Below are 25,035 nucleotides of genomic sequence, written 5' to 3'. Positions count from 1 at the left end.
CGATTGTCGATATGCTCACTGCGGCACGACCAGTGGGAGGGCAGGGCACTGGACACGTTGTGGAACTATGTGGTTGATCATCGTCAGCAGCTGGTGACGGATTCCTACCTGCATGTTTCGGCGGTGGTGCAGGCGGTGCTGATCGCGGCGGTCGCGTCGGTGGTGATCGGGGTGCTGGTGCATCGCAGTCCGCTGGGGTCTGCCGCGGCTACGGCGGCGGCCAGCATTATCTTGACGATTCCTTCGTTCGCGCTGCTGGGGATTCTGATTCCGGTTCTCGGGCTTGGTGTTCCGCCGACGATCACGGCACTGGTGCTCTACGCGCTGCTGCCGATTCTGCGCAATACGATCGTCGGGCTGACGGCGGTGGATCCGGCGGTGACCGATGCCGCGCGCGGCATGGGCATGAACCGGATGCGGGTGCTGGCGGGGATCGAACTGCCGCTGGCCTGGCCCGCCATCCTCGCCGGGATGCGGGTGAGCACCCAGCTGATCATGGGGATTCTGGCGATCGCGGCCTATGCCAAAGGTCCCGGGCTGGGCAATGTCATCTTCTCCGGGCTCGAACGGCTCGGCACACCGACCGCCCTGCCGCAGGCCCTCACCGGAACGGTGCTGATCATCCTGCTCGCTCTGCTGCTCGACGCCGTGCTCGTACTCGTCGGCCGGCTCACCACTCCCGGGGGTATCCGTGACTGAAGGCGCCGAACCGTCCGGGGTCGGGATCGTGCTCGACTCGGTCACCAAAGCGTATCCGCGGCAACGTGATCCGGCGGTCGATGGGATCTCCATGACCATTCCGGCCGGGGAGATCGTGGTGCTGGTCGGCCCCTCCGGCTGCGGCAAGACCACCACGCTGCGCATGATCAACCGATTGATCGAGCCCAGTTCGGGCACCATCACCATCGGCGGGCAGGACACATCGGCGGTGAATCCCGATCGGTTGCGGCGCGGGATCGGCTATTCCATTCAGCAGGCCGGGCTGTTCCCGCACCTCACGGTCGCGAAGAACATCGCGACGGTGCCGGGCCTGCTCGGCTGGGACCGCAAGCGGGTCGCCGGCCGCATCGACGAGATGCTGGAACTGGTCGGCCTGGAACCCGATTCGTTCCGCAACCGCTATCCACGCCAGCTCTCCGGCGGTCAGCAGCAGCGGGTCGGCGTCGCGCGGGCGCTGGCCGCCGACCCGCCGGTCCTGCTCATGGACGAACCGTTCGGTGCGGTCGACCCGATCACCCGCGGCCTGCTGCAGGACGAATTGCTGCGGCTGCAAGCCGAATTGCGCAAGACGATCGTGTTCGTCACCCACGATTTCAACGAGGCCGTCAAACTCGGTGACCGAATCGCCGTGCTGGGCAAGGGATCCCGCATCCTGCAATACGACACCCCGTCCGCGATCCTGGCCGCCCCCGCCGATGCGACCGTCGCGGGCTTCGCGGGCGCGGACGCGGCGCTCAAACAGCTCACCCTGACCAGGGTTTCCGATGTCACCCTGGTCGAGTGCGCCACCGCGCTGGAGACCGAACCGGTGGACTCACTGCGCGCCGCGATCACCGGCCACGGCACCGACTGGGGTCTCGTCCTCGACGACGAGCGCCGCCCGCTGCGCTGGGTCACCCTCCCCCAGCTCGCCCATGCCTCCTCACTGCACGACGCGGGAACCCCTGTGGGCAAGGGCGTTTCGCTCCGCTCCACCCTCCAGGAGGCGCTGTCCGCCCTGCTCGCGGAGAGCACCGCGAACGCGGTCGTCACCGGCCGCCGGGGCGTCTACGCGGGCCTGATCACCATCGACACGCTGGTCTCGCACCTGTCGGGAATGCGTTCCACCGCGGCAGGTTCCGCCGCCGGCGACGCGACAGCCGAGGGCTCCGCATGACCGCGCAGACCGAACACCGCGCCGAACGCATCCGCCTGCTCGCCCAGCCCGCGCTGGCGCTCGCGCTCGCGGTGGGCGTGCTGGTATGGGCCTTCGCCCGCGATCTCACCGTCACCCAGGAGGCCAGCCTCACCGGCGGCAATATCACCACGGCGGTGCGGCAGCATGTGTTCATCACACTCACCGTGGTGGCCATTGTCATCGTCATCGCGGTGCCGCTCGGCACACTGCTCACACGTCGCCGATTCCGGCTGCTGGCACCACTTTTCGTCGGAGTGGCCAATGTCGGGGCGGCCGCGCCCGCCATCGGCCTGATCGTGCTGTTCTATCTCATCACCCGCCGCACCGGCTTCTGGATCGGCGTCGCGCCGATCGTGCTCGTCTCGCTGCTCCCGGTGCTGCGCAACACCATTCTCGGTTACCAGCAGGTCGATCCGGCGGTCGTGGACGCCGGTCGCGGACAGGGCATGTCGGCGCTCACGGTGCTGCGCCGCATCGAATTCCCGCTCGCCGTCCCCTACATCCTCGCGGGCCTGCGCACCTCGCTGGTGCTCGCGGTCGGCACCGCCACCCTGTCCTTCCTGGTGAGCGCGGGCGGCCTCGGCATCCTCATCGACACCGGATACAAGCTGCGCGACAACGTGACCCTGTGGGTGGGCGCGGTGCTCGCCGTCGTGCTGGCCCTGCTGATCGACTGGCTGGGCGCGCTGGCGGAACGCTACCTCGGCCCGAGAGGACTGCGGTGAGATCTCGAATGCGCTGCCGGACAGCACTGTTCGCCGCCCTCCTCGGCCTGCTCCTGACCTCCGCCTGCGGACTGGAGGCGGGCAGCGCCGTCCCCCTGCGCGTCGCCCCCGGCAGCATCGGCCCCGACCCCACGCTGGACGGAGTCCGAATCACCGTCGGCTCCAAGGACTTCACCGAGCAGAGCATCCTCGGCTACCTCATCGAGTTCGCCCTCACCGCCGCCGGCGCCGAGGTCCGCGACCTCACCAATATCACCGGCTCCAACAGCCTGCGCGACGCCCAGCTGCACGGTCAGGTCGACATCGCCTACGACTACACGGGCACCGGCTGGATGAACTACCTGGGCAACGAAACCCCGCTCCCCGACTCCCAGGCCCAGTTCGAAGCCGTCCGCGACGCCGACCGCTCCGCCCACGGAATGGTCTGGGCCGCAATGGCTCCCATGAACAACACCTACGCCCTGGTGACCAGCGCCCGTACCGCCGCCGAAACCGGCGTCACCACCCTCTCCCAGTACGCCGCCCTCGTGAACAGCGACCCCTCGGCCGCGTCCACCTGCGTGGGCACCGAATTCAGTGTCCGCCAAGACGGTTTCCCCGGCCTGGCCCGCAAATACGGCATAGACACCGGCAAGGTAGCCAAGCAGATAGTCCAGGACGCCATCGTCTACCAGGCCACCGCCGACGCCACCCAATGCCGCTTCGGCTCGGTCGCCGCCACCGACGGCCGCATCCCCGCCCTCGACCTCCGCCTCCTGGAGGACGACCTCTCCTTCTTCCCCAAATACAATGCGGCCCTTGTCATGCGCGAGGATTTCGCCACCGCCCACCCCCGCATCATCGACATCCTCACCCCCATCTCCCGCCTCCTCACCAACGAGACCATCACCGGTCTCAACCGCCAGGTGGACGTCGACGGCCGCGAACCCGCCCAGGTGGCCCGCCAGTGGATGTCCGACCAGGGCTTCATCACCATCCCCTGACCCCGGCGGCAGCGCCGGGGCCGGACGCGATCTCCGCGAGAGCCATGGTGCCCCGAGATCGGAGGACCAAAGTCCTCCGCGTCCCGGGACCGGTGCGTCGCGCAACGCGCGGGTCCGCATCGAAAACCCTGGTCGCCCAGGACAAAAGTCCTCAATTCCACGGCTGAAGGTCACCGCACCCGCCGCAGCCCTGTTCTCCTACCGCCTGTAGTTGATTTCCTTGCCGTTGCCAGAAGGCATGTGTGACAAGGCGATCCGGAACCACGCGCGGGCTCCGGACGGACGAGTGAGGAGGATGGCTGGTGACTGCGGTCTCCCCGAAGCCCGAGCAGCGGTTACAGACGAAACGAGCCGATCCGGTGCGGACCGCGCCGAAAGGCTCGTTCGTCTACAAGATGGTCACCACCACCGACCCCAAGGTGCTCGGGCAGATGTATCTGGTGACCTCCATGTCGTTCTTCATGATCGCGGGCCTGATGGCCCTGCTCATGCGCGGCGAGCTGGCCCGGCCCGGCATGCAGTTCCTGTCGCCGGAACAGTTCAACCAGCTGTTCACCATGCACGGCACCATCATGCTGCTGTTCTACGCGACCGCCATCATCTTCGGATTCGCGAACATCCTGCTGCCCCTGCAGATCGGCGCACCGGACGTGGCGTTCCCGCGATTGAACGCGCTCAGCTACTGGCTGTACCTGTTCGGGGCCACCCTGGCGACGGCGGGCTTCATCACCCCCGGCGGCGCGGCCGATTTCGGGTGGACGGCGTACGTGCCGCTAAGCGACATGATCCACTCGCCCGGCGTCGGGGCGGACATGTGGATCCTGGGCGTGGGCGTCTCCGGCCTGGGCACCATCCTCGGCGCGGTCAATATGCTCACCACGGTCGTGTGCCTGCGCTGCCCCGGCATGACCATGTTCCGGCTGCCCATCTTCACCTGGAACGTCGTCGTCGCGAGTTTTCTTGTCCTACTGGTGTTTCCGCTGCTCACCGCGGCGGCGCTGGCGCTGTACTACGACCGGCACCTGGGCGGGCACATCTACGATCCCGCCAGCGGCGGCACCATGCTGTTCCAGCATCTGTTCTGGTTCTTCGGGCATCCCGAGGTGTACGTGATCGCACTGCCGTTCTTCGGCATCGTGTCCGAGATCTTCCCCGTGTTCAGCCGCAAACCGCTGTTCGGCTACACCGGCATGGTGTACGCGACCCTGGGCATCGCGGCCCTGTCCATCGCGGTGTGGGCGCACCACATGTACGCCACGGGAGCCGTTCTGCTGCCGTACTTCTCGTTCATGACCTTCCTCATCGCCGTGCCCACCGGCGTGAAGTTCTTCAATTGGATCGGCACGCTCTGGCGCGGGCAGCTCACCTTCGAGACGCCGATGCTGTGGTCGCTCGGCTTCCTGGTGACCTTCCTGTTCGGTGGCCTGTCCGGCGTCGTGCTGGCCGCCCCGCCACTGGACTTCCACCTGTCGGACACCTATTTCGTGGTGGCGCACTTCCACTACACCCTGTTCGGCACCGTCGTATTCGCGACCTTCGCCGGCATCTACTTCTGGTTCCCGAAGATGACCGGCCGCCTGATGGACGAGCGTCTGGGCAAGTGGCACTTCTGGACCACCTTCTTCGGCTTCCACCTCACCTTCCTGGCCCAGCACTGGCTGGGCAACGAAGGCATGCCGCGCCGCTACGCCGACTACCTGCCCTCGGACGGCTTCACCAGGCTCAACGAGATCTCCACCGCCGGATCGTTCCTGCTGGGCGCCTCGATGATTCCGTTCCTGTGGAACGTCTTCAAGTCCTACCGCTACGGCGAGGTCGTCACCGTGGACGACCCGTGGGGCAGCGGCAACTCCCTGGAGTGGGCGACCTCCTGCCCGCCGCCGCGCCACAACTTCTACGAGCTACCCCGAATCCGTTCGGAGCGACCGGCTTTCGAGCTGCACCATCCCCACATGACCGACCGCATGCGTGCCGAGGCCCATGTGGGCTGGGGCACGAAGTCCCACGAGGTGTCCGAGACCCGGCCCGCGGTGACGAAATGACACGCGCACACGAGTTTTCGACCTTCCGGGTGCCGCAGGTGCCGCACGGGCTCCTGGTCCTGCTGACCGGGCTGGCACTGATCGGCGGCATGGTGATCCTGATGCACCTCGCGAGCTCCGACGCCGGCATCGAACCGGCGTCACACCCCGGATCGGCCACGACCGCCGCGACATCGCGCTGACGACCCGGGATCACGGCCCGGCCCGGCATCCCGGGCCGGGCCGCATCCGGCTCACACCATCGTGTCGCCGATGGGCAGCCCGAAGGCGTGATTGCCGTACATGAGATAGGCGCGCTCGGCATCATTGGCGGCGTGTACCCGCCCGGCGTGCGCGTCGCGCCAGAATCGTTGCAGCGCTGTTTCGTTCGCGAGCGCGGTGGCGCCGGCGGCCTCGAAGAGGCGATCGATCGCGGCGACGGCGCGGCCGGTGGCGCGCACCTGATCGCGGCGGGCGCGCGCCCGCACGTCGAACGGCATCTTGCGGCCGGACACCAGGTACGCGTACTCCTCGGCGACGTTTCCGGACAGCTGCCGCCACGCGGCGTCGATATCACTGGCCGCCTCGGCGATCCGCACCTTGCCGAACGGATCGTCCTTGGCGCGCTCACCGGCGTAGGCGGCTCGCAACCGCGTGCCCTGATGATCGACGTGCGCCGCCAGCGCACCGTAGGCCATGCCGACGATCGGAGCGGAAATGGTGGTGGGATGGATTGTGCCCCAGGGCATCCGGTAGACCGGATCGGTATTGCGCTCCAGTCCGGGCGACCTCGACGCACCCATGGTCGCGAAACCGAGGAAACGGTGTCCGGGCACGAAGACATCGTCGACGATGATCGTGTTGGACCCGGTGCCGCGCAGGCCGACCACATTCCACACATCGTCGATCCGATAGTCGGCGCGCGGTATGAGGAAGCTGCCGAAGTCCACCGCTTCGCCGCCCTCGAGCACCGGCCCGCCGACGACCACCCAGTCCGCGTGCGCACAGCCGGACGACCACGCCCACGCACCGTTCACCAGGTATCCGCCGTCGACCCGCGCGCCCGCGCCCATCGGCGCGTACGAGGAGGCGATCCGCGCATCGGAATCCCGGCCCCACACATCCTGTTGCGCACGCTGATCGAACAGCGCGAGATGCCAGTTGTGAATACCGAGGATGCCGGCCACCCATCCGGTGGAACCACACGCGCTCGCGATCGTGCGGACGGTGTCGTAGAAGACGACCGGGTCCGACGCGCAGCCGCCCCATTGGCGTGGCTGCATGAGCGTGAAGAATCCGGCCTCCTGCAGATCCTTGATGGATTCCTCCGGGATGCGTCGCAGGTCCTCGGTGTGCTGGGCGCGCTCACGCAGAGCGGGCAGCAGTGCCTCGACGCGGTCGATGATTTCCTGGGCCATCTCGCGGGGTGCTCCTGACTGTCGGCCGGCGGACGTTTCGCCCACCAGAAATAGAACGTGTTCCAGATGAGAATCCGAAATGCCGGAGCGTCGCGAAAGTGGAGAAAACTACTCAAAAATAGGGCCTTTAGGCCATTGCACCGACGTCGACCGGTACCAGAAGCTGACACAGTTCTGAAACCAGTTTCAACACTTCGAGGAGCGAGCGATGGCGACGAATCCCCCGGGCCGCGGCCGGCGGGTCCGCGAGATCGACGTGGGCACCATGCCCACCCGGTACGCCAGAGGCTGGCACTGCCTGGGCCTCGCCGACAGCTTCCGCGACGGTAAACCGCACTCGGTCAAGGCTTTCGGCACCAAGCTGGTCGTCTGGGCGGACAGTCGCGGCGAGGTTCAGGTGCTCGACGCCTACTGCCGGCATCTCGGCGGGGACCTGTCCACGGGAACGGTCAAGGGCGATGACGTCGCCTGCCCGTTCCACGACTGGCGCTGGGGCGGCGACGGGAAATGCAAGGACATCCCTTACGCGCGCCGCGTCCCGCCACTGGCCCGCACCCGCACCTGGATCACCCTGGAACGCAATGGGCAGCTGTTCGTCTGGCACGACCACGAGGGCAATCCGCCGCCGCCCGAAGCGGCCATCCCCCACATCGCGGGACCGTACAGCGACGACAACGGTGAATCCACCGCGACGCACAACCCCGCCTGGACGCCGTGGACCTGGAAGTCGATCCTGATCGAGGGCTCCAACTGCCGCGAGATCATCGACAACATCGTGGACATGGCGCACTTCTTCTACATCCACTACGCCTTCCCGACCCACTTCAAGACCGTCTTCGAAGGACATGTCGCCACCCAGTATCTGGCGACCAAGGGCCGCCCGGACATCGGCACGGCGGCGAAGTACGGCGGGGACACCCTGCTGACCTCGGAGGCGTCCTACTTCGGGCCGTCGTACATGATCAACCCGCTGACCAATGTCTACGGCGGATTCGAAGTGCGCAGCGTCCTGATCAACTGCCACTACCCGGTCACACAGGACTCCTTCGTCCTGCAGTACGGGATCACCCTGGAGAAACCCACGGGGATACCGGCCGAGGCGGCGGACCGGCTGGCGGCCAAGATGACCGAGGGCATCGGTGCGGGATTCCTCCAGGACGTCGAGATCTGGAAGCACAAGTCCAAGATCGAGAATCCGCTGCTCTGCGAGGACGACGGCCCGATCTACCAATTGCGCCGCTGGTATGAGCAGTTCTACGTCGACGTCGCCGACATCGATCCGAAGTCGCAGCGCCGCTTCGAATTCGAGGTCGACACCAGCAAAGCCAACGAGGCGTGGGAGGCCGAGGTCACCGAGAACCTGCGCAGGATGCGCGAATCCGCTCCCGCATCGTCGGACTCGTGAGAGCTAGCCGACGACGCGAATCGGCGCCGAACGGTATCGGCTGGCCGGGCCGTCGATGCCCAGCAGCTTCCAGACCCGCTTGGCGACCGGGTTCATCAGCCCGAGCTCGGCGGCCAGTGCCCGCACATCGACGAAGTAGTCGCTGAAGACCTGCCTGGCCTCCTTCGAACCGTAGAACAGTTCCTTGCGCACCCGCTCCGGAATCTCGAACTCGGCGAAGAAGGCCCTGGGCGGCGTCGCGATGGATCGGCCGAGGATCCACATGACCACCGGCATGGCGATCGAGACCGCGAATCGGCTCATCGGAGTGCGCTGCGGCACATGATGTTTCAGGAACTCGTGAGCGAAGGAGATGTGCCGCGCCTCCTCCGCGATGTGAATGGCCATCACCCCGCGCATGATCGGATGCACGTCCTCGCCCGACCGCAGCACATCCTTCTGAATGTGGTCGATGGGTTCCTCGCCGGCCAACACCGCCATGAAGAACAGGCTCGGGAACGCGATGGCGACCGGCACGCCGAGGTGCCGCAGCTGACGCACCACCGGTCCCATGCCCGGCACATCGATGCCGACGCGATTGACCATCTCCTGGAACATGAGCGTGTGATAGTGCTCCTCGATCATCTCGTGCGAGCAGTAGCGGAATTCCGGTGAGCCATTGGGCAATCCGAAGACGTGCTGCTGCATGCCGCTGATCAGGATGGATTCGAATTGCAGGCCCACCTTGGCGATATTGGCCTGCCGGTACTTGCCGATGGCGATCTTGCGGTCCTCGGGCAGCGCCAGGTACCACGGGTGGCGGCCCAGCGGATCCGCGGACTCCGGCAGGATCCACCGCCGCGGATCGGCATCGACATCGAAATCCGGGTTGTCCCAATCGATATCGGTGAACGGATCGAAATGCTTGCGCACCGATCCTTCCGAGAGCAGCAGGAGTTTGTCCGCGTACGCCTGCGCTTCGGCGACAACGGGATCGGGCGTCTTGGCTACAGATGTCATGGTCACAGCGTTCTTCCCGCGCCGCAGGCGGAATAGGGTCCTAGGTCACTATACGTAACCGAGGTTCACAGATACCGTCCCTGGACAATCCGGCCGAACCCCCGGATCCGACCACACGAAAGAGACCTCAATGACGCGGCATGTCGACGTACTGATCATCGGCGCGGGCCTGTCCGGCATCGGAATGGCCTGCCATCTCACCCGGGCCCGGACCGGACACAGCTACCTGATCCTGGAGCGCCGCACCGCCATCGGCGGCACCTGGGACCTGTTCCGCTACCCGGGCATCCGCTCCGACTCCGACGTCTGCACCTTCGCCTACGACTTCCGGCCCTGGCCCGGCACCACGGTCCTCGCGGACGGCCCGGCCATCCGCCGGTACATCGAGGACACCGCCGTCGAATACGGCGTGCCACAGCACATTCGCTTCGGACGCAAAGTCCTCACCGCGAATTGGTCCAGCGCGCAAGGCATGTGGACGGTGGAAGCGATCGACGAGCAGACCGGCGAGACCGAGACCTACACCGCGGACTTCCTCGTCGGCTGCACCGGCTACTACGACTACGACCACGGGTACCGGCCGGAATTCCCCGGCGAGAAGACCTTTCGCGGCCGCATCGTGCATCCGCAGCACTGGCCCGAGGATCTCGACTACCGCGGCAAGCGCGTCGTCGTGATCGGCAGCGGCGCCACCGCCATCACCCTGGTCCCGGCGATGGCCGCCGACACCGCGCACATCACCATGCTGCAGCGCTCCCCCACCTACATCGCCTCCCTGCCCGCCGAGGATCCGGTGGCCGTCGCCATGAAAATGGCGAAACTGCCTGCCGCGCTGGCCTATCGAGCGAGCCGCGCCCGCAATATCGCATTGCAGCGGATCAGCTATCAGCTCTCTCGCAGCTTCCCCGGACTGGTCCGCAAGGCGCTGCTGACGGCGGTCCGGCGGCAGGTCGGCCAGGACGCCGACATGCGCGACTTCACTCCCGGCTACAACCCCTGGGATCAGCGGCTGTGCGTCGTCCCGGACGGCGACCTGTTCAAAACACTGCGCAGTGGCCGGGCATCCATCGTCACCGACCGCATCGACACCTTCACCGAGACGGGCATCCGGCTCGCCTCCGGCCGGGAACTGCCCGCCGACATCGTGATCAGCGCGACCGGCCTGACCGTGCAGATGCTCGGCGGAGCGACACTGGCGGTGGACGGCGAACCCGTCGACACCCGCGAAAAGGTGCTCTACAAAGGCACTCTCATCGACGGCGTGCCCAATGCGATGGTCGTGCTCGGCTACACCAACGCCTCCTGGACGCTCAAGGCCGACCTGGCAGCCGAATACTTCTGCCGGATCCTCGCCTACATGCGAGCGCGCGGATTCACGACGGTGGTGGCCGAGGCCGAGGCCGGCGACCGCTCGCAGCAATCGGTCATGGGCGATGTGCTCACCTCCGGCTACATCCGGCGCGGTGACGCGGTGATGCCCCGGCAGGGCACCCGCGGTCCATGGCAGGTGATCAACAACTATTTCCGTGACCGCGACCTGCTCCGCGACGCACCGCTGGAGGACGGCATCCTCACCTTCGACGGCACAGCGGCCGGGACGGCCCGAACCCGCTCGGCGAGCGCACACGCACCACAGCACACCGCCTGAGCACCGCGTCGCGAGCGGGCGAGAGTCCTTCGCCGAAGCAAGGGAGGGACTTTGGGCCCTATCTCGATCGGGACCGACCACCGACGCTGGCGAACGACGGAATTTCCGTGCCGAGAAGAGGAGAACCACACGTGCTGCGCCCGGCAGAAGCATGGTCGTCGGCAACATACCCCGACATCGTCGTCATCGCCCGAGGTCGCGTACGGCTGCTCGAGGGCGAACGCGTCTCGGGTGCGGTCGGACGAATGCTCGACAAATTCCACGTCGTCGGCGGCGCGCACGTGCGGCTCGCCGCCGCGAATTGCGACAACGGCCCGATGCTGGTGCAGGCCAATCTCAGGTTCTGCGAGCACCCGGCGCGCATACAGGCCCTCACGAACGGACACAGCAATATCCTGCCCGCGGTGCAGCGCCTGGAACGGCAGCTGCACGCCCTGGCCCGGCCCTGGCATCCCCGCCCCTGGCCCGATGATTCCCGGCGTGCGCTGTCCACCCCCGGTCCCGGCAGCATCACGCGCCGGAAATCCGTTCCACTGCGGGTCCTGGAGCCGCTGGCCGCCGCACGGATCATGGACGCCATGGACTACGACGTCCACCTGTTCACCGACGCCGAGACCGGCGACGACGCGATCGTCTATCGCGCGGGCCCCAGCGGCCTGAAACTCGCCCGGCAGTACCACGTGAATCCCCCACGGCCGCAACCTGACCCGAGCGTGCTGACGATCAACCCGCGCCCGGCGCCGGTATCGCCCGAACACGCGGCGGCAGCACGGCTGTGTGAGCACGGGCTGCCATTCCTGTTCTACACCGATCGCGACACCGGTCGCGGACACCTGCTGTACCGCCGCTACGACGCCGGCCTCACCCTCGTCACGCCGGCGGCCGACACCGCCGCCCAGTGACGACCCGTGGCGCCCGCCGCCCGAACGGAGTACGAGAACAGCCGAGATGACCGCCCAGCCCAGCGACGCCTATTCGGTCCGTGAAACCCTGTCCCAGTTGCGATTACGTGAACTGCTCGCCGAGGTCAAGGACCGCATCGAGCAGATCATCGACGCCCGCGACCGGATGGACGGGCTGGTCGACGCCATGCTCACCGTCACCTCGGGGCTGGATCTCGACGACACGCTGCGCACCATCGTGCAGTCCGCCACCGCCCTGGTCGACTGCCGCTACGGGGCCTTGGGCGTGCGCGGGCAGGACACCCGGCTGACCGAGTTCGTCTACGCGGGCATCGACGAATCCGCGCGTACGCGCATCGGAGACCTACCCCACGGGCACGGCGTGCTCGGCCTGCTGTTCACCCAGCCCAAACCGATCCGGCTGGAGAATCTCGCCAGGCATCCCGCCGCGGTCGGATTTCCCGAGGACCACCCGCCGATGCACAGCTTCCTCGGTGTGCCGGTCCGCATCCGCGACGAGATCTTCGGAAACCTCTATCTCACCGAGAAATCCAACGGCCAGCCCTTCACCGAGGACGACGAGGTGCTCGTGCAGGCACTGGCCGCCGCAGCCGGGATCGCCATCGACAATGCCCGCCTCTACGAGTCCTCCCGCACGCGCCAGGCGTGGATCGAGGCAACCCGCGACATCGCCACCGAGTTCCTCGCCGGCACCGACCCGGGCGCCGTACTGGCGCGACTGGTCGAACACGCCCGCAGGCTCACCCGATCACAGCGAACCTTCCTCGCCCTGACCGACGATCCCGAGCAGACACCCGAGGAGATCGCCGAACTCCGTATCGCGCACTGGTCCGGCCCCGGTGACGGACCGAGCGCCGCGGTCGTCGACGTCGTCGGCACGGCGATCGGCCGCGCCTTCGCCGCGGGCGCACCGCTGCGGTTCGACGACGCCCGCGACATCGACCTGGGGAAACCGCTCACCGATCCGGGGCCGACGCTGATTCTGCCGCTGCGCACACCCGATTCGGCGCACGGCGTGCTGGTCATGGTGCGCCCCCAGAACGCGCCACCGTACTCCGACGAAACCCTGGAACTGGCCGCGGCGTTCACCGAGCAGGTGGCGGTGGCCATCCGGCTGGCCCGCGCCCAGCAGCGCATGCGCGAACTCGACATCCTCACCGACCGCGACCGCATCGCCCGCGATCTGCACGATCACGTCATCCAGCGACTCTTCGCGGCCGGGCTGAGCCTGCAGACCACGATCTCCCGCGCGCACTCGCCCGAGGTGCGGCAACGACTCTCCGACGTCATCGACGAGCTGCAGGACGTCGTGCACGAAATCCGCACCTCCATCCTCGACCTGCACACCACCCACGCCTGGCCGGCCTCGGCCGGCAGCGACCAAGACGCCCGCGAAACAGGGACATTGGACCCTGGCGACGACTGCGCACCCGGGTAGCGTCAGTGATCGTGAAATCCCTTGCGCAGCACCTGCTGTGGTTCCTGCCCATGCTCTGGCTCGGCATGGTCCTGGCGATCTCGTTCCTCGAAGCGCCGCTGAAGTTCCGGGCGCCGGGCATCACGATCCCACTCGGATTGGGAATCGGGCGAATCGTGTTCCGAGCGTTGAACATCGCCGAGACCGTGATCGCCGTCCTGCTGCTCGTCTCGGCCGCCGTGGTGCGTCCCGGCAACGCCACGTGGTGGTGGCTCGCCGGCGCCGTCACGATCTTGACCCTCCAGCTGGCGGCGGTCCGGCCTCCCCTCACCCGCCGCTCCGACCGGGTGCTCGCGGGCGAGCAAGCACCGCGCTCCCGCGCGCACTACTGGTATGTCGGGCTGGAGGCCGGCAAGGTCGTCGCCCTGATCGGCCTCGCCATCGCGGCAGCGCCCTGACCTGACCACCAGCCGTGTCCGCGGCTCGTTCGCTCAGATATATTGCGAACGATCGAAATATTGATTTCCGGCGCGCCCTCCCGTAGCGTCCCGGATCGCCGGTGGAGAACATCGGGTCACCGATGGACAGCCGGTCACCAGGCGATCGAGAAGTGGGACAGATGAAGCTACAGGGGCGAACCAGCCGGTTCTTCGCAAAACCATTGAGAGACAGCGTTTTCCGGACAGGCCGACGACGGCGGAGCAGCCGGTCGCCACTGCTCGCAAGCGTGCTGTTGGCCGTCGGATTCAGCCTCGCCGCCCCGGTATCGGTCTCCGCCGAGGTGGCCGATGACTTCTACCAGCCGCCGGCGGGGTACGAGATGCTCTCGCCCGGAACGATTTTGAGGACCCGCGCGGTACAGGTCAAAGCCCTGCAACAATTTCCATTGCGGGTCCAGGCATGGCAGCTGCTCTACCGGACCACCGACGGAGACGGGCGGCCCTACGCCTCGGTCACGACGGTCATGATTCCGGAGGGGCCGGTGCAAACCCGTCCACTGCTGTCCTATCAGATGGCATACGACGCGATCCAGCGCGAATGCATGCCGTCGTATTCGATGATCGCGGGCGGCGTCACCGACCCGGCGGATGTTTCGAAGCAATCGGGGCGCTCCACCGTCCCCTATGAAGTCGCTTTGGCGGCAACAGGATTGGCCAAAGGCTGGGCCGTCGCCGTTCCCGACCCGGGTGGCATCGACAATCACTTCCTGACACCGCGCCTCATGGGTTACACCACGCTCGACGGCATTCGCGCCGCCGAGAGCTTCACGCCGCTCGGGCTGCCCGGCGCCGACACCGAGGTCGCGCTGTGGGGATATTCCGGCGGCGGGGTCGCCACCAGTTGGGCGGCGGAAGTGCAGCCCGCGTACGCGCCGGAGCTGAATATCGCCGGCGCCGCGATCGGTGCGCCGGTGCAGGATTTCGGCGCCGCCATGCGAAGCGCCGACGGCCGGTACACCGCGGGGCTGATACCGATCGGCATGGCGGCAATGGCGAAGGATTCCCCCGAATTCGCCGAACACCTCGACCGGCATCTCTCTCCGCTCGGCCGCGCCGAAGTCGCGGCGGCAGCGCTGAACTGCACCGCGACCACGGTGAGCGCCAACCGGTTTCGCACGGTGAACGAACTCTTGTCGACCTCGCTGGACGAGGCGCTGGCCGATCCGGTCATCGGTGCGGCCATCACCGCGCGGGCACGCGGGGCAGCCGTGCCGACCACGCCGCTGTATGTGCTCAACGGCGTCCACGACGAAGTGAGTTCGATTGCCGCCGTGGACGATCTGGTGGCGAACTACTGCGCGCGGGGCGCGTCCATCACCTATGTGCGTGACGCGGTACCGGATTCGGTGATCGGCAGCCACGGGATCGTCGCACTCACCGGCGCGGGCGGCATTCTCGCCTGGCTCGACCGGGCATTGTCCACGCCGGGGCCGGTGCAGCCCGCGGGCTGCACAACCACCACCGTCGCATCGACCGCACTCGACCCCGTCGGCGCGGCCGCCCTACCGGACTATGTGGACGCCGCCCTGCGGACCCTGCTCGGGCAGGCGCTCGGAACAGGCCGTTGAGTTCTCGCCGGGAGCGTGTGCGTGCGCTCCCGGCCTGCCATGCGGGGCCGCGCTCACTCTCGAGGCGATCGCTCACTCTCGAGGTAATGCCGCATCATCGCGGTGAGCACTTCCAACCGCGGCGCGTCCAGCTCCGGCTGCGGAAACGGCCCCGAATGGATGGCATCACCGTCGAACAGCGTCCCCACGATCGAGCCCAGCACGAAGATCCGCTCCGGCGGCAGCCCCCGCACCGCCCGCATTTCGCTGCCGCTCTTCAGCATCGCGCTCGCGTAATCCGCTCGCACGGACTGAAGTCGTTCGCGCAGTTGGGAATCCGTGCGCGCGGCAACTGTCAGCTCCAGCCAGACCGTATTGAGCGGATCGCGTGCGGCATCACGCCACAGTGCCAAAACCGCGCTCACGTCACCGCGATCGGGCAGTTGTTCCATACTCGCGACGAACTTCGCCATCAACCGCCGACCGACTTCCGCCGCCGCGGCCGCCACCAGATCGGCCAATGTTTCGAACCGGCCGAACAACCCACCGTGCGAAACCCCCGCGCGCCGGCACACCTCCTTGACCGTCACCCGCGCGTACCCCGCCTCGACAATGGTCTGAATCGTCGCGTCGATCAGCAGCCCCCGCGTCTCGGCCACCCGCTCCGCCTGCGTCCGCCGAGTCCCTGCCACCACCGCTCCCCGGTAGAAATCGATCAATCGGTCGAAAACCACGCTACCAATCCCGGCCTCCCCCATCAGCGTGGCCCGGTGACTCCTGGGCGGACGGGCGCGAGCTGCGGCCGTTTGGCGGCACGCCCGTCGCCGGAGGACCGCCCGGTCATGCGCCTGCCGAACCATGGTCCGAGAAAGGTTGCCGCCCAGTGCAATTCGTTCCACGCGGCGATGGCGGTGCGGGGTTTCCGGAGAGCGGGCAACAGCGGCTGGGTCCAGGTGTCATCGGTGCCGGGCAGATCCAGAACCTGGGCGACGGCATCGGCGATGCGCTGATGTCCCAGCGGCCCGGCGTGCAGGCGATCCACGCTCCACAACCGGGGATCGGTGACGACGGCGTGATCGGCGGTTTCGGCGACGAGCACGCCGTATCGCGCGGCGGAGAGCCGGATGCGCTGATTGAGTGCGGTGACGCGGCCACTGATCGGCCGAGCCAAGGGCGTGATGCGGGTGATGTCGGGAACGGTCAGCGTGGCCACCACCGACCCGGCGGCGGTGAGGGCCGCGAACATGGCGTTCAGGTGTTCGCCGACCTCGTCGGGATCGAATCCGGGTCGCAGCAGGTCGTTGACGCCGACCAGGACGGTGGCGAGATCGGGCTCCAAGGCCAGAGCCGCGTCCAGTTGCTCGGCGCGGACCTCGTGCGAGAGTTTCCCGCGCACCGCAAGATTCGCGTACCGCAGCTCAGGGTTCAGCACCGCGAGCCGTTCGGCCAGACGGTCCGCCCAGCCGCGCAACCCGGTCAGATCATCGCCATCACCCACACCCTCGGTCTGGCTGTCACCCAGCGCGACGTACCGCGCGTAGACGCCGGATGCGGAGGTCCGCTCACGGTCAGCAGACATGACGCCGCGCAACTCCACCCCCACCACGCGGGAACTCGGCCTCGATGGCGTCGTAATCGCTCACGGATGTGTCGCCGCGCGCTCGAGTTGCGCGGTGGCCTCGGCCTTGATCCGGTCGAACTGCTCCCCCATGCGCGCGGCCAGCGCCTGGGCCGCCGACAGCGGGCGCACCATGACCATGAAGTCGTCGATCTTGCCGTCGGCGTCGAAATGCAGGAAGTCGCAGCCGGTGATCTGTTTGCCGTCCACGGTCGCCTCGAATACGAACGCGTGGTCACGCCCGCCCGCGTCGGCGATCTCCCGCACGTAACGGAAGTCCTCGAAGACGCGCAGCACGCCGCGCAGGATGGCCGCGGTGATCGCCTTGCCCGGGTACGGCTGGAACGCCACCGGGCTGGTGAACACCACATTGTCGGCCAGCAGCGCCTCGATCGCCGCCTCGTCGCGGGCCTCCACGGCCGCTCGGAAGGGATGCATGCCCCTCACCTCTCATACTCAATTAGTTGAATAGGTGACTCGAACCGTAGCTGGCGATCTCCGAGCCGTCCAGGCCCGCACAGACAAATATTTGACTAATCTACAACCGTGCTAGATTGACCGGATGGCGCTACGTAACGCGGTGCTGGCCGCCCTGCTCGACGGCGAGGCGTCCGGCTATGAGCTGGCCAAGAGCTTCGACGCCTCGGTCGCGAACTTCTGGATGGCAACCCCGCAGCAGCTGTACAAGGAACTCGAGCGCATGGCCGCCGACGGCCTCATCGAAACCCGGGTCGTCCAGCAGGAGCGCCGCCCCAACAAGCGCCTGCACACCATCACCGCGGCCGGGCACGCCGCCCTGCGCGAATTCATCGACACACCAGCCAAACCCACCGCCATCCGCGACGAGATGATGGTGAAGGTCCAGGCCATGACCGCCGAGGACGCCCCGTCGGTCCGAGCCTCGATCGCCGAACGGATGGCGTGGTCGAAAGCGAAACTGGCCCGCTACGAACGCCTGCGCACCCGACTGCTCAACGGCCGCAGCGAACAGGCCTACCTCGCCGAGGCCGACCGCATCGGCCCGTACCTGACACTGCTACGCGGAATCTCCTTCGAACAGGAGAACATTCGCTGGTCCGAGTTCGCCCTCGCGGCGATCGATCGGCGCATCACCGCACCCGCATAGCACCCCGCCACGATCGGCCGTTCAGTCGTCCTGGAGCAGAAGCCGGAACGACCGATGAGCGGACGTCAACGGCCGGATCGCGCGAAAATCCTTCTCGTCCAACGTCAGTAGGTCGTTGGTGAGATACCGCTCGGCCAGCACGACATTGACCGCATCAGCCAGATCGAGCCGGAGGCCGCGGTACTGCTCGATGATCTTCTGGGCCACTCGGAGGTCGTCACGGTCGACGACCGGAACGAGCACCTCGCCCTCCTCCGCCGAGGTGAGCAGGTCGTCGAGTACAAGATCGGCCGTCCGGCGGTCCTTTCCGAATCGGGCTATAAGCAGATGATCGACCTCGTCGAGGACAAGGGGCGAGACAACGGCGACGGACGTGTCGAGGTATTCGCGAGCCTGCTCATGCAGTTCCGCGGCACGATCGTAAGCGGCGATGATGGCGGAGGTGTCGGCGATGAAGAAGCTCACCTGCCGTATGCCTCGCCAAGCATGTCCGCACTGTTGGCAGCGAATTCCGGATCCCCGGAATCGAACGACGGCCGCGGACGGGTGCGGCGGACCTTGTGCGCTCGCAGCAATACGAGGTCGATCCCCTCGCGGATAAGGTCGGCCTCGGATCGCCCGGTCGCCTCTGCCGCCTCCTTCAGACGGGCAGCTTGCTCGGTGTCGAGGTACACGCTCGTCTTTGCCTTCATGAACGTAGGGTACCGCGTAGGGCACCCGGCGGGTTCGTGCATTGCCAGAAATGCAACAGAGCCGCAGGTCGATGACCTGCGGCTCTGTATTGCTGTGGAGCTAAGGGGACTCGAACCCCTGACCCCCACACTGCCAGTGTGGTGCGCTACCAGCTGCGCCATAGCCCCGTGTTCAGTTTTCGCTCGCGGGGCGTGCCCCGCTTGCCTGAACGAAGTTACACGACACGCGCGGGACTAACCAAATCGCCTGGATAGGGGGTGGTGTGTGCGATCTTCTCGGCGTAGGCTCGAACGTATGTTCGACAGCAGAGAGGTGGAGGACATGGGCGATGGGGAGCTGATCGACGCGTTGCGGCGGGCACATGGGGCGGCGGCGTTCGCGCAGGCGGCGGAGGTCACGGCCGTTCGGGAGGTGTATCGGCGGCATCGGGCGGGGAATGCGGCGCCGGGGCCGGGTGGGGTGCGGGCCGGGGAGTTCGCGGCCACCGAGGTGGCGGTGGCGGTGCGAGTTTCGGAGGGGGTGGCCACGGCCATGATCGATCTCGGGCTGGCGTTGGATTCGCTACCGCTGACGCGGAAGGCGTTCGGGGCGGGGCGGATCGATCTGTCGCGGGTTCAGGTCATCACCGACAGCATGCGGGGTCTGCCGGCGGATGTGCGAGAAGCCTTGGAGCCCAAGCTGATCGAGGCCGCGGAACGGTCGGATCCGGCCCGCCTGCGGCAGACGGCGCGGCGGTGGGTCGCGCGGCTCGACCCCGAGGGCGAGCAGCGGCGGCGCGAAGAACGCGAGGACGACCGCGATATTCGTATTCGGGCCATGCAGGACGGTATGGCGGTGTTCGACGGCCTCCTCCCCGCAGCCGGCGCCCAAACCCTGGCCATGCGCCTGCGTGAAATGAGCCTGCAGGTCTGTGAAGACGACCCGCGCAGCATGCCGCAGCGCCGCGCCGACGCCCTGGTCGCCCTCGCCGACGGGTCCGGCCGCCTGCGCTGCGGTTGCGGCCACGGCAAGTACTGCCCCAAATCCGGCGCTCCCGCCAACCCCCGCCGCCCGCTCATCCACATCGGCGTCCCCGCCGAAACCCTCCTCGGCCTGCGCGACGACCCCGGCTACCTCGCCGGCTACGGCCCGATCGACGCCGCCCTCGCCCGCACCATCGCCGAACATGCCCGCTTCCAGGTCATTCCGGAATACTTCCTCCCCGCCGACGCCGCACCCACCTCCGAAGGCGAAGCGCCGCAGTCCGGCTCGGGGGAAGACGCACCACCCGGTCCCGCATCGGAAACCCGTCTCACCACCCCCGAACCCGCCGCACCACACAAAGATCGGCCTCGCACCACACGAGCAACCCACTCCCCCGAACCGGAACCAACAGCCGAATCCACCACTCGCCCAGCACAGGACAGCGCCGATACCGCATCACCGGACCAGCCTGGTGACGCCTCGGCACTGCATCGTCCCCAGTTCGGGCGAGTGCAGCGGGACCGGGCAGGCGAAGCGTCACAGCATCCGGGTAAGCGGCGGAATGGTGGCCGAGCCGAAGAACCCGCCCAGCCGGACAGTTCGACCGGGCGACCCGCACGGAATCGAGTCGGTGAGCCGTCGGCGGCCGAGCGGGCTGGAGCAGTGACGGCGCGGGAGGAGGCGAGCCCGGACCAGCGGCGTCGATCCGCAGCGCCCGCACCGTGGGAACGCGCCGGTGAACTGGAGAAACCCGCTGTGGTGCGGCCGTTCTCGGCTTCGCCGCCGCGGGAGATCCGCGCGGTCGACGGCATGTGCCGCTTCCCCAACTGTGGAATGCCCGCCGCCGAAACGGTGCTGGCGCAGTTCGGCCCGCTACCGCCGAGCCTGACAAGCGGCCCCGGCGCGGCCTCCCGCGCTGTACTCTGCACCCACCACCACCGCTTGAAGATGCTGGCCGACAAGGGAAAACAGCCCTGGCGCGTCTACCTCGCCGACTCCGACCGCATGCGCTGGATCGACCCGTCCGGCGAATCGCACGAAACCGTCCGCGAAGGCGCTCGATACCTGTTCCCCCACACCGACATCGACGCCCCCACCCCCACCCCGCTACGCGCGGTCGCCGACCCGGTGGAACCCCCCGCCCAGCCGCTCCCCTTCACCGCCGACCTCTCCTACCCGGTCGACGACCACATCCTCATCCACCCCCAGCTCTCCCGCTGCACTCCGGAAAACGACATCCCCGACACCCCGGCCCGCGCCGTAAACGGCTGAGCCACAACATATCCCAACCACCACACCAGCCGAGAACCAGCCGGCGGCGCGATCGGCCGGGGAGCCAGACCAGGGAGCCACGCACCCAGCGCGGCTCCTCCCGGGGTGCGGTCCACCCGTGTACCCCCTGCAGGGCCGCACCCCACCCCCGACCTGTTCCCCCTGCCCCAGCGGATCGACTTCGCTACTTGGCGGCGTCGAGCACCCAGTTGTCGTTCTGCCAGTCGATGCGCTTGTCGTCGATGAAGATCGACGGGGTCCCGGCATCGTCACCGAGCTTGCCCTCCAGGGCCTTCATGGCCGCTTCGGCGTGATTGCGGGCGGTGTCGATGCGCTGGCCGCCGGTGATGCAGCGTGCGACGTCGTCGGAGGCGCCGGCCTCCTTGGCGATGGCGGCCAGGGCCTGGTTGTCGTGGTCGTTCCCGCGTTCCTCCGGCTGCTTCGTGGTGAACAGCAGTTCGTGGAACTTCGAGTACACCCGGCCGTCGCCCGCCTGCGCCACGCATTCGTTGGCCGCTACGGCGCGAGTCGAGTAGTCCTTGCTCTTCGACATTCCGTCGAGGAAGCTCACGAGCCGATAGCGGACGGCGAACTTGCCTTCGTCCAGCTGCTGAGCGATCTCCTGCCCGTAGATGCGCTCCAGATTCCCGCACGCGGGGCAGATCGGATCCTCGAAGATCTCAATGGTTTTCGCGACGCCGGGCTTGCCCAGCACGATCGCGCCGTCGGAGTCCAGGGCCACGCTCACCGCCGCGTCGTGCACCGAACCGTACCCGTCGTTGCGGGGCTGATCGCTGCCCTGATTCCACCGGTACACCGCGAACACGATCACGGCGAGGAGGACCAGGGCGAGAGCACCCAGCGCGTAGGTGGTCCGGCTGGAGACCGGCTGCGGGGTGTGCTTCGAAGACGGTTTGCTCACGGCCACCACTCTGCCCGATGCGACCCGCCGCCGGTCCCATCGGGGCCGAATTCGGGTACGCGTCAAGCCGGGGCCGAGACCGCGGGCTCCTTGCGCCGCAGGGTTTCCGGAGCGAAGACCCAGGCGGCGGAGGCCGAGGCCAGCAGGACGCCGGTGACGCCCAGCGCCAGCCCGTAGGAGACGTGGTCGGCGAGCAGGCCGATGGCGTACGGGCCGAGGAAGGTGCCCAGGTCGGCGGACATCTGGTAGCCGGCCAGAACGGGTCCGCCACGAGTGTTGGGGCCGACGATGTCGGCGACCGAGGCTTGCAGGGCCGGAGAGAAGACGCCGGAGCCGATGCCGGCGACGCAGGAGGCGACGAGGAACCAGGCCAGGTTGGGGGCGAGGCCCAGACCGGCTGTGCCGACCGCGCAGATCAGGGTGCCGGTGATCAGGAAAGGCTTGCGGCCCAGTTGGTCCGACCAGCGGCCGGAGAGGAACAGGACCGCAGCATTGCCGATGGCGAAGACGGTGAGGGCTATGCCTGCCATGCCCGCGCCCTCGTCCAGGACTTCCACGACGATCAACGGCACCAACGCCATGCGCACGCCGAAAACCGCTGCGCCATTGCCGAAGTTGGACCACAGCGCGGCCCGATATTCGCGGCGCGCCAGGCCGTCGCGGAAGGTCATGACCTTCATGCCGTGCACGGTTTCCGGCTGCACCAGCGGCGAATCCTTCAGCGCCACATAGACGATGAGGCTCGCGATCAGCAGCGCCACGCAGTAGATGATGAACGGCGCACGCAACCCCAGCCAGGACAGCGCGCCACCGACCAGCGGCCCCGCGATCGATCCGATCAGGAAGCTGGTGGAGTAGATGCCCGAGATGCGACCGCGTTCGGCGGGCGGGGACATGCGGATCACCAGCGCCAGCGAGGACACCGTGAACATGGTGGAGCCGATGCCGCCCAAGGACCGCAGAACCAGCAGCTGCCAATAGGTTTGGGCGAAAGCGCACGCGCCGGTCGACACGGCGACGATGATCAACCCGGTGAGGTACACCGGCCGTTCGCCGAGCCGCTGCATGAGTTTGCCGCTCATGGGCGCGAACAGCAGCCGCATCAACGCGAAGGCGCTCACGATGAACGAGGCCGCCGCGACGCCCACGCCGAAACTACGGGCGAACTGCGGCAGAGCCGGTGCGACGAGGCCGAATCCGATGGCGATGGTGAAGGCGGAGCCCACCAGCACCCAGATTTCGACGGGAACCTTGTGACGCTGGGCGGTGGGCCCGGAAGTTCTACTCACCGGATAGCGCCCGTCCCACCACTTCTTCCGCCGCCGCCTGCACCTGTGCGAGGTGCTCGGGGCCTTGGAACGATTCCGCGTAGATCTTGTATTTGTCCTCGGTGCCGGAGGGCCGCGCGGCGAACCAGGCGTTCTCGGTGACGACCTTGACGCCGTGCAGCGCCGCCCCGTTGCCGCGGGCGCGGGTCTGAATACCGGTGATGGGTTCCCCGGCGATCTCTGTCGCGGTGATCATGTCCGGCGTCAACGCCGCGAGCCGCGATTTCTGTTCCGCGGTGGCGTTCGCGTCCACCCGGGTGTACGCCGGTGAGCCGTAGCGCTTCTCGAGTTCGGCGTAGCGGGTGGACGGGCTCTGCCCGGTGACGGCGGTGATCTCCGCGGCCAGCAGGGCGAGCAGGATGCCGTCCTTGTCGGTGGTCCACACGGTGCCGTCCATGCGCAGGAACGACGCTCCGGCGGATTCCTCGCCGCCGAAAGCCAGGCTGCCGCTGAACAATCCGGGCACGAACCATTTGAAGCCGACCGGCACCTCGTACACGTCGCGGCCCAGCACGCCGACCACGCGGTCGATCATGGAGGAGGTCACGACGGTCTTGCCGATCTTGGTGAGCGCGTCCCAGCCCATGCGGTTGGCGATCAGGTATTCGATCGCCACGGCCAGGTAGTGGTTCGGATTCATCAGTCCCGCATCGGGAGTCACGATCCCGTGCCGGTCCGCGTCCGCGTCGTTGCCGGTGGAGATGTCGTAGTCGTCGCGAATGGCGACCAGCGAAGCCATGGCGTACCGCGAGGAGGGATCCATCCGGATCCGGCCGTCGCTGTCCAGTGTCATGAACCGCCAGGTGGGATCGACGAACGGGTTGACGACCTCGAGCTCGAGGTCGTAGCGCTGCCCGATCTCCTCCCAGTAGTCCACCGACGCGCCGCCCATGGGGTCCGCGCCCAGCCGAATCCCGGCGCCGCGAATGGCATCCAGGTTCAGCACGTTGGGTAGGTCCCCGATGTAGCGATCGAGATAGTCGTAGCGCTCCACCTTGGTGGCCAGCGCATGGGCCAGGCTCGTGCGCTTGACCTCCGAAAGCCCGTTGCGCAGCAGCTCATTGGCGCGCGCGGCAATGGCGTCGGTGGCCACGGTGTCGGCCGGTCCGCCGTGTGGCGGGTTGTATTTGAAGCCGCCGTCGCGCGGCGGATTGTGCGAGGGCGTCACCACGATGCCGTCGGCCTGATGCCGCGTGCCGCCGCGATTGTGCCGCAGCACGGCGTGACTCAAAGCCGGTGTGGGCGTGTACCGGTCGCGCGCATCGATGACCGCGGTGACGTCATTGGCGGCCAGCACTTCCAGCGCCGTCGTCCAGGCGGGTTCGGACAGCGCGTGCGTGTCCCGCGCCAGATACACCGGCCCGGTGATCCCGCGCGTGGCCCGGTATTCCACGATCGCCTGCGTGATCGCCAGGATGTGCGCCTCGTTGAACGCGCAGTCCAGACTCGATCCGCGATGCCCGGAGGTGCCGAAGGACACCAGCTGCGCGGGATCGGCCGGATCCGGAATCTGGCTGTAGTACGCGGTCACCAGATGCGCGATGTCCTCGAGGTCCGTGGCCCGTGCCGGTCGTCCGGCTCGATCGTGGGCCATGCTCGCACCTCCCTTCCGTATCGCCTGTGCCCGGCT

At 67.5% G+C, this 25,035-nt stretch carries 24 protein-coding genes and 1 tRNA gene; 14 read left to right on the top strand and 11 right to left on the bottom strand.

Annotated elements, in window-relative coordinates:
• The first annotated feature begins 48 nt into the window (after nucleotides 1–48).
• From H0264_RS13465 to H0264_RS13440, 6 genes are all read left to right on the top strand, one after another.
• Complete coding sequence (locus tag H0264_RS13465) at nucleotides 49–699, top strand: ABC transporter permease (RefSeq protein ID WP_181585524.1); 651 nt, start codon at nucleotides 49–51, stop codon at nucleotides 697–699.
• Nucleotides 692–1,876 carry an ABC transporter ATP-binding protein gene (locus H0264_RS13460; RefSeq protein ID WP_231082967.1) on the top strand — a complete coding sequence of 395 codons (1,185 nt, stop codon included), beginning with the start codon at nucleotides 692–694 and terminating at the stop codon, nucleotides 1,874–1,876. The genes H0264_RS13465 and H0264_RS13460 overlap by 8 nt, the downstream gene beginning before the upstream one ends.
• Entirely contained in the window at nucleotides 1,873–2,622 is a 750-nt protein-coding gene (locus H0264_RS13455; RefSeq protein ID WP_181584263.1) for an ABC transporter permease, read from the top strand. Before H0264_RS13460 ends, H0264_RS13455 begins: the two co-directional genes overlap by 4 nt.
• Before the next feature lie 8 nt (nucleotides 2,623–2,630).
• Entirely contained in the window at nucleotides 2,631–3,605 is a 975-nt protein-coding gene (locus H0264_RS13450; protein ID WP_181585522.1) for a glycine betaine ABC transporter substrate-binding protein, read from the top strand.
• Nucleotides 3,606–3,907: 302 nt separating this feature from the next.
• A complete protein-coding gene (gene ctaD / locus H0264_RS13445) occupies nucleotides 3,908–5,647 on the top strand; it encodes an aa3-type cytochrome oxidase subunit I (protein WP_181584262.1) in 1,740 nt (579 codons plus the stop codon).
• Nucleotides 5,644–5,829 carry a hypothetical protein gene (locus tag H0264_RS13440; RefSeq protein WP_181584261.1) on the top strand — a complete coding sequence of 62 codons (186 nt, stop codon included), beginning with the start codon at nucleotides 5,644–5,646 and terminating at the stop codon, nucleotides 5,827–5,829. Before ctaD ends, H0264_RS13440 begins: the two co-directional genes overlap by 4 nt.
• A gap of 51 nt (nucleotides 5,830–5,880) precedes the next feature.
• On the opposite strand, the gene hsaA is transcribed toward H0264_RS13440, so the two are convergent.
• Nucleotides 5,881–7,044: a 3-hydroxy-9,10-secoandrosta-1,3,5(10)-triene-9,17-dione monooxygenase oxygenase subunit gene (hsaA, locus tag H0264_RS13435; protein WP_181584260.1), complete on the bottom strand. Its 1,164-nt coding sequence runs from the start codon at nucleotides 7,042–7,044 to the stop codon at nucleotides 5,881–5,883.
• 208 nt (nucleotides 7,045–7,252) lie between these two features.
• On the opposite strand from hsaA, the gene H0264_RS13430 reads away from it, so the two are divergent.
• Nucleotides 7,253–8,449: a 3-ketosteroid-9-alpha-monooxygenase, oxygenase component gene (locus H0264_RS13430; protein ID WP_181584259.1), complete on the top strand. Its 1,197-nt coding sequence runs from the start codon at nucleotides 7,253–7,255 to the stop codon at nucleotides 8,447–8,449.
• Between the two features lie 3 nt (nucleotides 8,450–8,452).
• Here the strand turns inward: H0264_RS13430 and H0264_RS13425 are convergent, their stop codons facing one another.
• The gene (locus H0264_RS13425; RefSeq protein WP_181584258.1) at nucleotides 8,453–9,448 is read right to left on the bottom strand and encodes an AurF N-oxygenase family protein; all 996 of its coding nucleotides are present in this window, start codon (nucleotides 9,446–9,448) and stop codon (nucleotides 8,453–8,455) included.
• Between the two features lie 130 nt (nucleotides 9,449–9,578).
• Here H0264_RS13425 and H0264_RS13420 point away from each other — a divergent pair, with 130 nt between their 5' ends.
• From H0264_RS13420 to H0264_RS13400, 5 genes are all read left to right on the top strand, one after another.
• The gene (locus H0264_RS13420; RefSeq protein WP_181584257.1) at nucleotides 9,579–11,096 is read left to right on the top strand and encodes a flavin-containing monooxygenase; all 1,518 of its coding nucleotides are present in this window, start codon (nucleotides 9,579–9,581) and stop codon (nucleotides 11,094–11,096) included.
• Between the two features lie 131 nt (nucleotides 11,097–11,227).
• Nucleotides 11,228–11,998 carry a sigma 54 modulation/S30EA ribosomal C-terminal domain-containing protein gene (locus H0264_RS13415; RefSeq protein ID WP_231082973.1) on the top strand — a complete coding sequence of 257 codons (771 nt, stop codon included), beginning with the start codon at nucleotides 11,228–11,230 and terminating at the stop codon, nucleotides 11,996–11,998.
• A 46-nt stretch (nucleotides 11,999–12,044) separates the two neighbouring features.
• A complete protein-coding gene (locus H0264_RS13410) occupies nucleotides 12,045–13,457 on the top strand; it encodes a sensor histidine kinase (RefSeq protein WP_181584256.1) in 1,413 nt (470 codons plus the stop codon).
• A 50-nt stretch (nucleotides 13,458–13,507) separates the two neighbouring features.
• Entirely contained in the window at nucleotides 13,508–13,894 is a 387-nt protein-coding gene (locus tag H0264_RS13405) for a hypothetical protein (protein ID WP_181585520.1), read from the top strand.
• Between the two features lie 269 nt (nucleotides 13,895–14,163).
• Nucleotides 14,164–15,504, top strand: a complete 1,341-nt coding sequence (locus H0264_RS13400) for a lipase family protein (RefSeq protein WP_181584255.1) — start codon at nucleotides 14,164–14,166, stop codon at nucleotides 15,502–15,504.
• A 53-nt stretch (nucleotides 15,505–15,557) separates the two neighbouring features.
• On the opposite strand, the gene H0264_RS13395 is transcribed toward H0264_RS13400, so the two are convergent.
• The 3 genes from H0264_RS13395 to H0264_RS13385 are packed head-to-tail and all read right to left on the bottom strand — an operon-like array spanning nucleotide 15,558 to nucleotide 17,539.
• Nucleotides 15,558–16,241 carry a TetR/AcrR family transcriptional regulator gene (locus H0264_RS13395; protein ID WP_220139971.1) on the bottom strand — a complete coding sequence of 228 codons (684 nt, stop codon included), beginning with the start codon at nucleotides 16,239–16,241 and terminating at the stop codon, nucleotides 15,558–15,560.
• Nucleotides 16,241–17,062, bottom strand: coding sequence for an SGNH/GDSL hydrolase family protein (locus tag H0264_RS13390; RefSeq protein ID WP_181584253.1), 822 nt, complete (start codon nucleotides 17,060–17,062; stop codon nucleotides 16,241–16,243). Before H0264_RS13390 ends, H0264_RS13395 begins: the two co-directional genes overlap by 1 nt.
• A 60-nt stretch (nucleotides 17,063–17,122) precedes the next feature.
• Nucleotides 17,123–17,539 carry a nuclear transport factor 2 family protein gene (locus H0264_RS13385; protein WP_181584252.1) on the bottom strand — a complete coding sequence of 139 codons (417 nt, stop codon included), beginning with the start codon at nucleotides 17,537–17,539 and terminating at the stop codon, nucleotides 17,123–17,125.
• Between the two features lie 124 nt (nucleotides 17,540–17,663).
• Between H0264_RS13385 and H0264_RS13380 the strand changes: the two genes are divergently transcribed.
• Entirely contained in the window at nucleotides 17,664–18,227 is a 564-nt protein-coding gene (locus H0264_RS13380; protein ID WP_181584251.1) for a PadR family transcriptional regulator, read from the top strand.
• Nucleotides 18,228–18,248: 21 nt separating this feature from the next.
• On the opposite strand, the gene H0264_RS13375 is transcribed toward H0264_RS13380, so the two are convergent.
• The 3 genes from H0264_RS13375 to H0264_RS13365 all read right to left on the bottom strand — a co-directional run bounded on the left by H0264_RS13375 (nucleotide 18,249) and on the right by H0264_RS13365 (nucleotide 19,087).
• Entirely contained in the window at nucleotides 18,249–18,692 is a 444-nt protein-coding gene (locus H0264_RS13375) for a PIN domain-containing protein (protein ID WP_220139970.1), read from the bottom strand.
• Complete coding sequence (locus H0264_RS13370; RefSeq protein WP_181584250.1) at nucleotides 18,689–18,919, bottom strand: ribbon-helix-helix domain-containing protein; 231 nt, start codon at nucleotides 18,917–18,919, stop codon at nucleotides 18,689–18,691. The genes H0264_RS13375 and H0264_RS13370 overlap by 4 nt, the downstream gene beginning before the upstream one ends.
• A gap of 95 nt (nucleotides 18,920–19,014) precedes the next feature.
• Nucleotides 19,015–19,087 (bottom strand) — tRNA-Ala (locus tag H0264_RS13365).
• Nucleotides 19,088–19,214: 127 nt separating this feature from the next.
• Between H0264_RS13365 and H0264_RS13360 the strand changes: the two genes are divergently transcribed.
• Complete coding sequence (locus H0264_RS13360; RefSeq protein WP_181584249.1) at nucleotides 19,215–21,155, top strand: DUF222 domain-containing protein; 1,941 nt, start codon at nucleotides 19,215–19,217, stop codon at nucleotides 21,153–21,155.
• A 184-nt stretch (nucleotides 21,156–21,339) separates the two neighbouring features.
• Here H0264_RS13360 and H0264_RS13355 read toward each other — a convergent pair whose 3' ends face one another.
• The 3 genes from H0264_RS13355 to pgm all read right to left on the bottom strand — a co-directional run bounded on the left by H0264_RS13355 (nucleotide 21,340) and on the right by pgm (nucleotide 24,999).
• A complete protein-coding gene (locus tag H0264_RS13355) occupies nucleotides 21,340–22,077 on the bottom strand; it encodes a DsbA family protein (protein ID WP_181584248.1) in 738 nt (245 codons plus the stop codon).
• Between the two features lie 62 nt (nucleotides 22,078–22,139).
• Nucleotides 22,140–23,366, bottom strand: coding sequence for an MFS transporter (locus H0264_RS13350; RefSeq protein ID WP_181584247.1), 1,227 nt, complete (start codon nucleotides 23,364–23,366; stop codon nucleotides 22,140–22,142).
• Complete coding sequence (pgm, locus tag H0264_RS13345) at nucleotides 23,359–24,999, bottom strand: phosphoglucomutase (alpha-D-glucose-1,6-bisphosphate-dependent) (protein WP_181584246.1); 1,641 nt, start codon at nucleotides 24,997–24,999, stop codon at nucleotides 23,359–23,361. The genes H0264_RS13350 and pgm overlap by 8 nt, the downstream gene beginning before the upstream one ends.
• Nucleotides 25,000–25,035 lie beyond the last annotated feature (36 nt).

It is taken from the genome of Nocardia huaxiensis (assembly GCF_013744875.1).
Taxonomy (GTDB): domain Bacteria; phylum Actinomycetota; class Actinomycetes; order Mycobacteriales; family Mycobacteriaceae; genus Nocardia; species Nocardia huaxiensis.
Note: the sequence above shows the minus strand (reverse complement) of the source record. Positions and strands in the feature narration are given on the sequence as shown.

Bases quoted from the DNA above. Each gene is read 5' to 3' on its own strand.
- H0264_RS13455 (WP_181584263.1), top strand. From the start codon at position 1,873: ATGACCGCGCAGACCGAACACCGCGCCGAACGCATCCGCCTGCTCGCC.
- H0264_RS13450 (WP_181585522.1), top strand. From the start codon at position 2,631: ATGCGCTGCCGGACAGCACTGTTCGCCGCCCTCCTCGGCCTGCTCCTG.
- H0264_RS13440 (WP_181584261.1), top strand. From the start codon at position 5,644: ATGACACGCGCACACGAGTTTTCGACCTTCCGGGTGCCGCAGGTGCCG.
- hsaA (WP_181584260.1), bottom strand. From the start codon at position 7,044: ATGGCCCAGGAAATCATCGACCGCGTCGAGGCACTGCTGCCCGCTCTG.
- H0264_RS13430 (WP_181584259.1), top strand. From the start codon at position 7,253: ATGGCGACGAATCCCCCGGGCCGCGGCCGGCGGGTCCGCGAGATCGAC.
- H0264_RS13425 (WP_181584258.1), bottom strand. From the start codon at position 9,448: ATGACATCTGTAGCCAAGACGCCCGATCCCGTTGTCGCCGAAGCGCAG.
- H0264_RS13420 (WP_181584257.1), top strand. From the start codon at position 9,579: ATGACGCGGCATGTCGACGTACTGATCATCGGCGCGGGCCTGTCCGGC.
- H0264_RS13410 (WP_181584256.1), top strand. From the start codon at position 12,045: ATGACCGCCCAGCCCAGCGACGCCTATTCGGTCCGTGAAACCCTGTCC.
- H0264_RS13405 (WP_181585520.1), top strand. From the start codon at position 13,508: ATGCTCTGGCTCGGCATGGTCCTGGCGATCTCGTTCCTCGAAGCGCCG.
- H0264_RS13395 (WP_220139971.1), bottom strand. From the start codon at position 16,241: ATGGGGGAGGCCGGGATTGGTAGCGTGGTTTTCGACCGATTGATCGAT.
- H0264_RS13390 (WP_181584253.1), bottom strand. From the start codon at position 17,062: ATGTCTGCTGACCGTGAGCGGACCTCCGCATCCGGCGTCTACGCGCGG.
- H0264_RS13385 (WP_181584252.1), bottom strand. From the start codon at position 17,539: ATGCATCCCTTCCGAGCGGCCGTGGAGGCCCGCGACGAGGCGGCGATC.
- H0264_RS13380 (WP_181584251.1), top strand. From the start codon at position 17,664: ATGGCGCTACGTAACGCGGTGCTGGCCGCCCTGCTCGACGGCGAGGCG.
- H0264_RS13370 (WP_181584250.1), bottom strand. From the start codon at position 18,919: ATGAAGGCAAAGACGAGCGTGTACCTCGACACCGAGCAAGCTGCCCGT.
- H0264_RS13360 (WP_181584249.1), top strand. From the start codon at position 19,215: ATGTTCGACAGCAGAGAGGTGGAGGACATGGGCGATGGGGAGCTGATC.
- pgm (WP_181584246.1), bottom strand. From the start codon at position 24,999: ATGGCCCACGATCGAGCCGGACGACCGGCACGGGCCACGGACCTCGAG.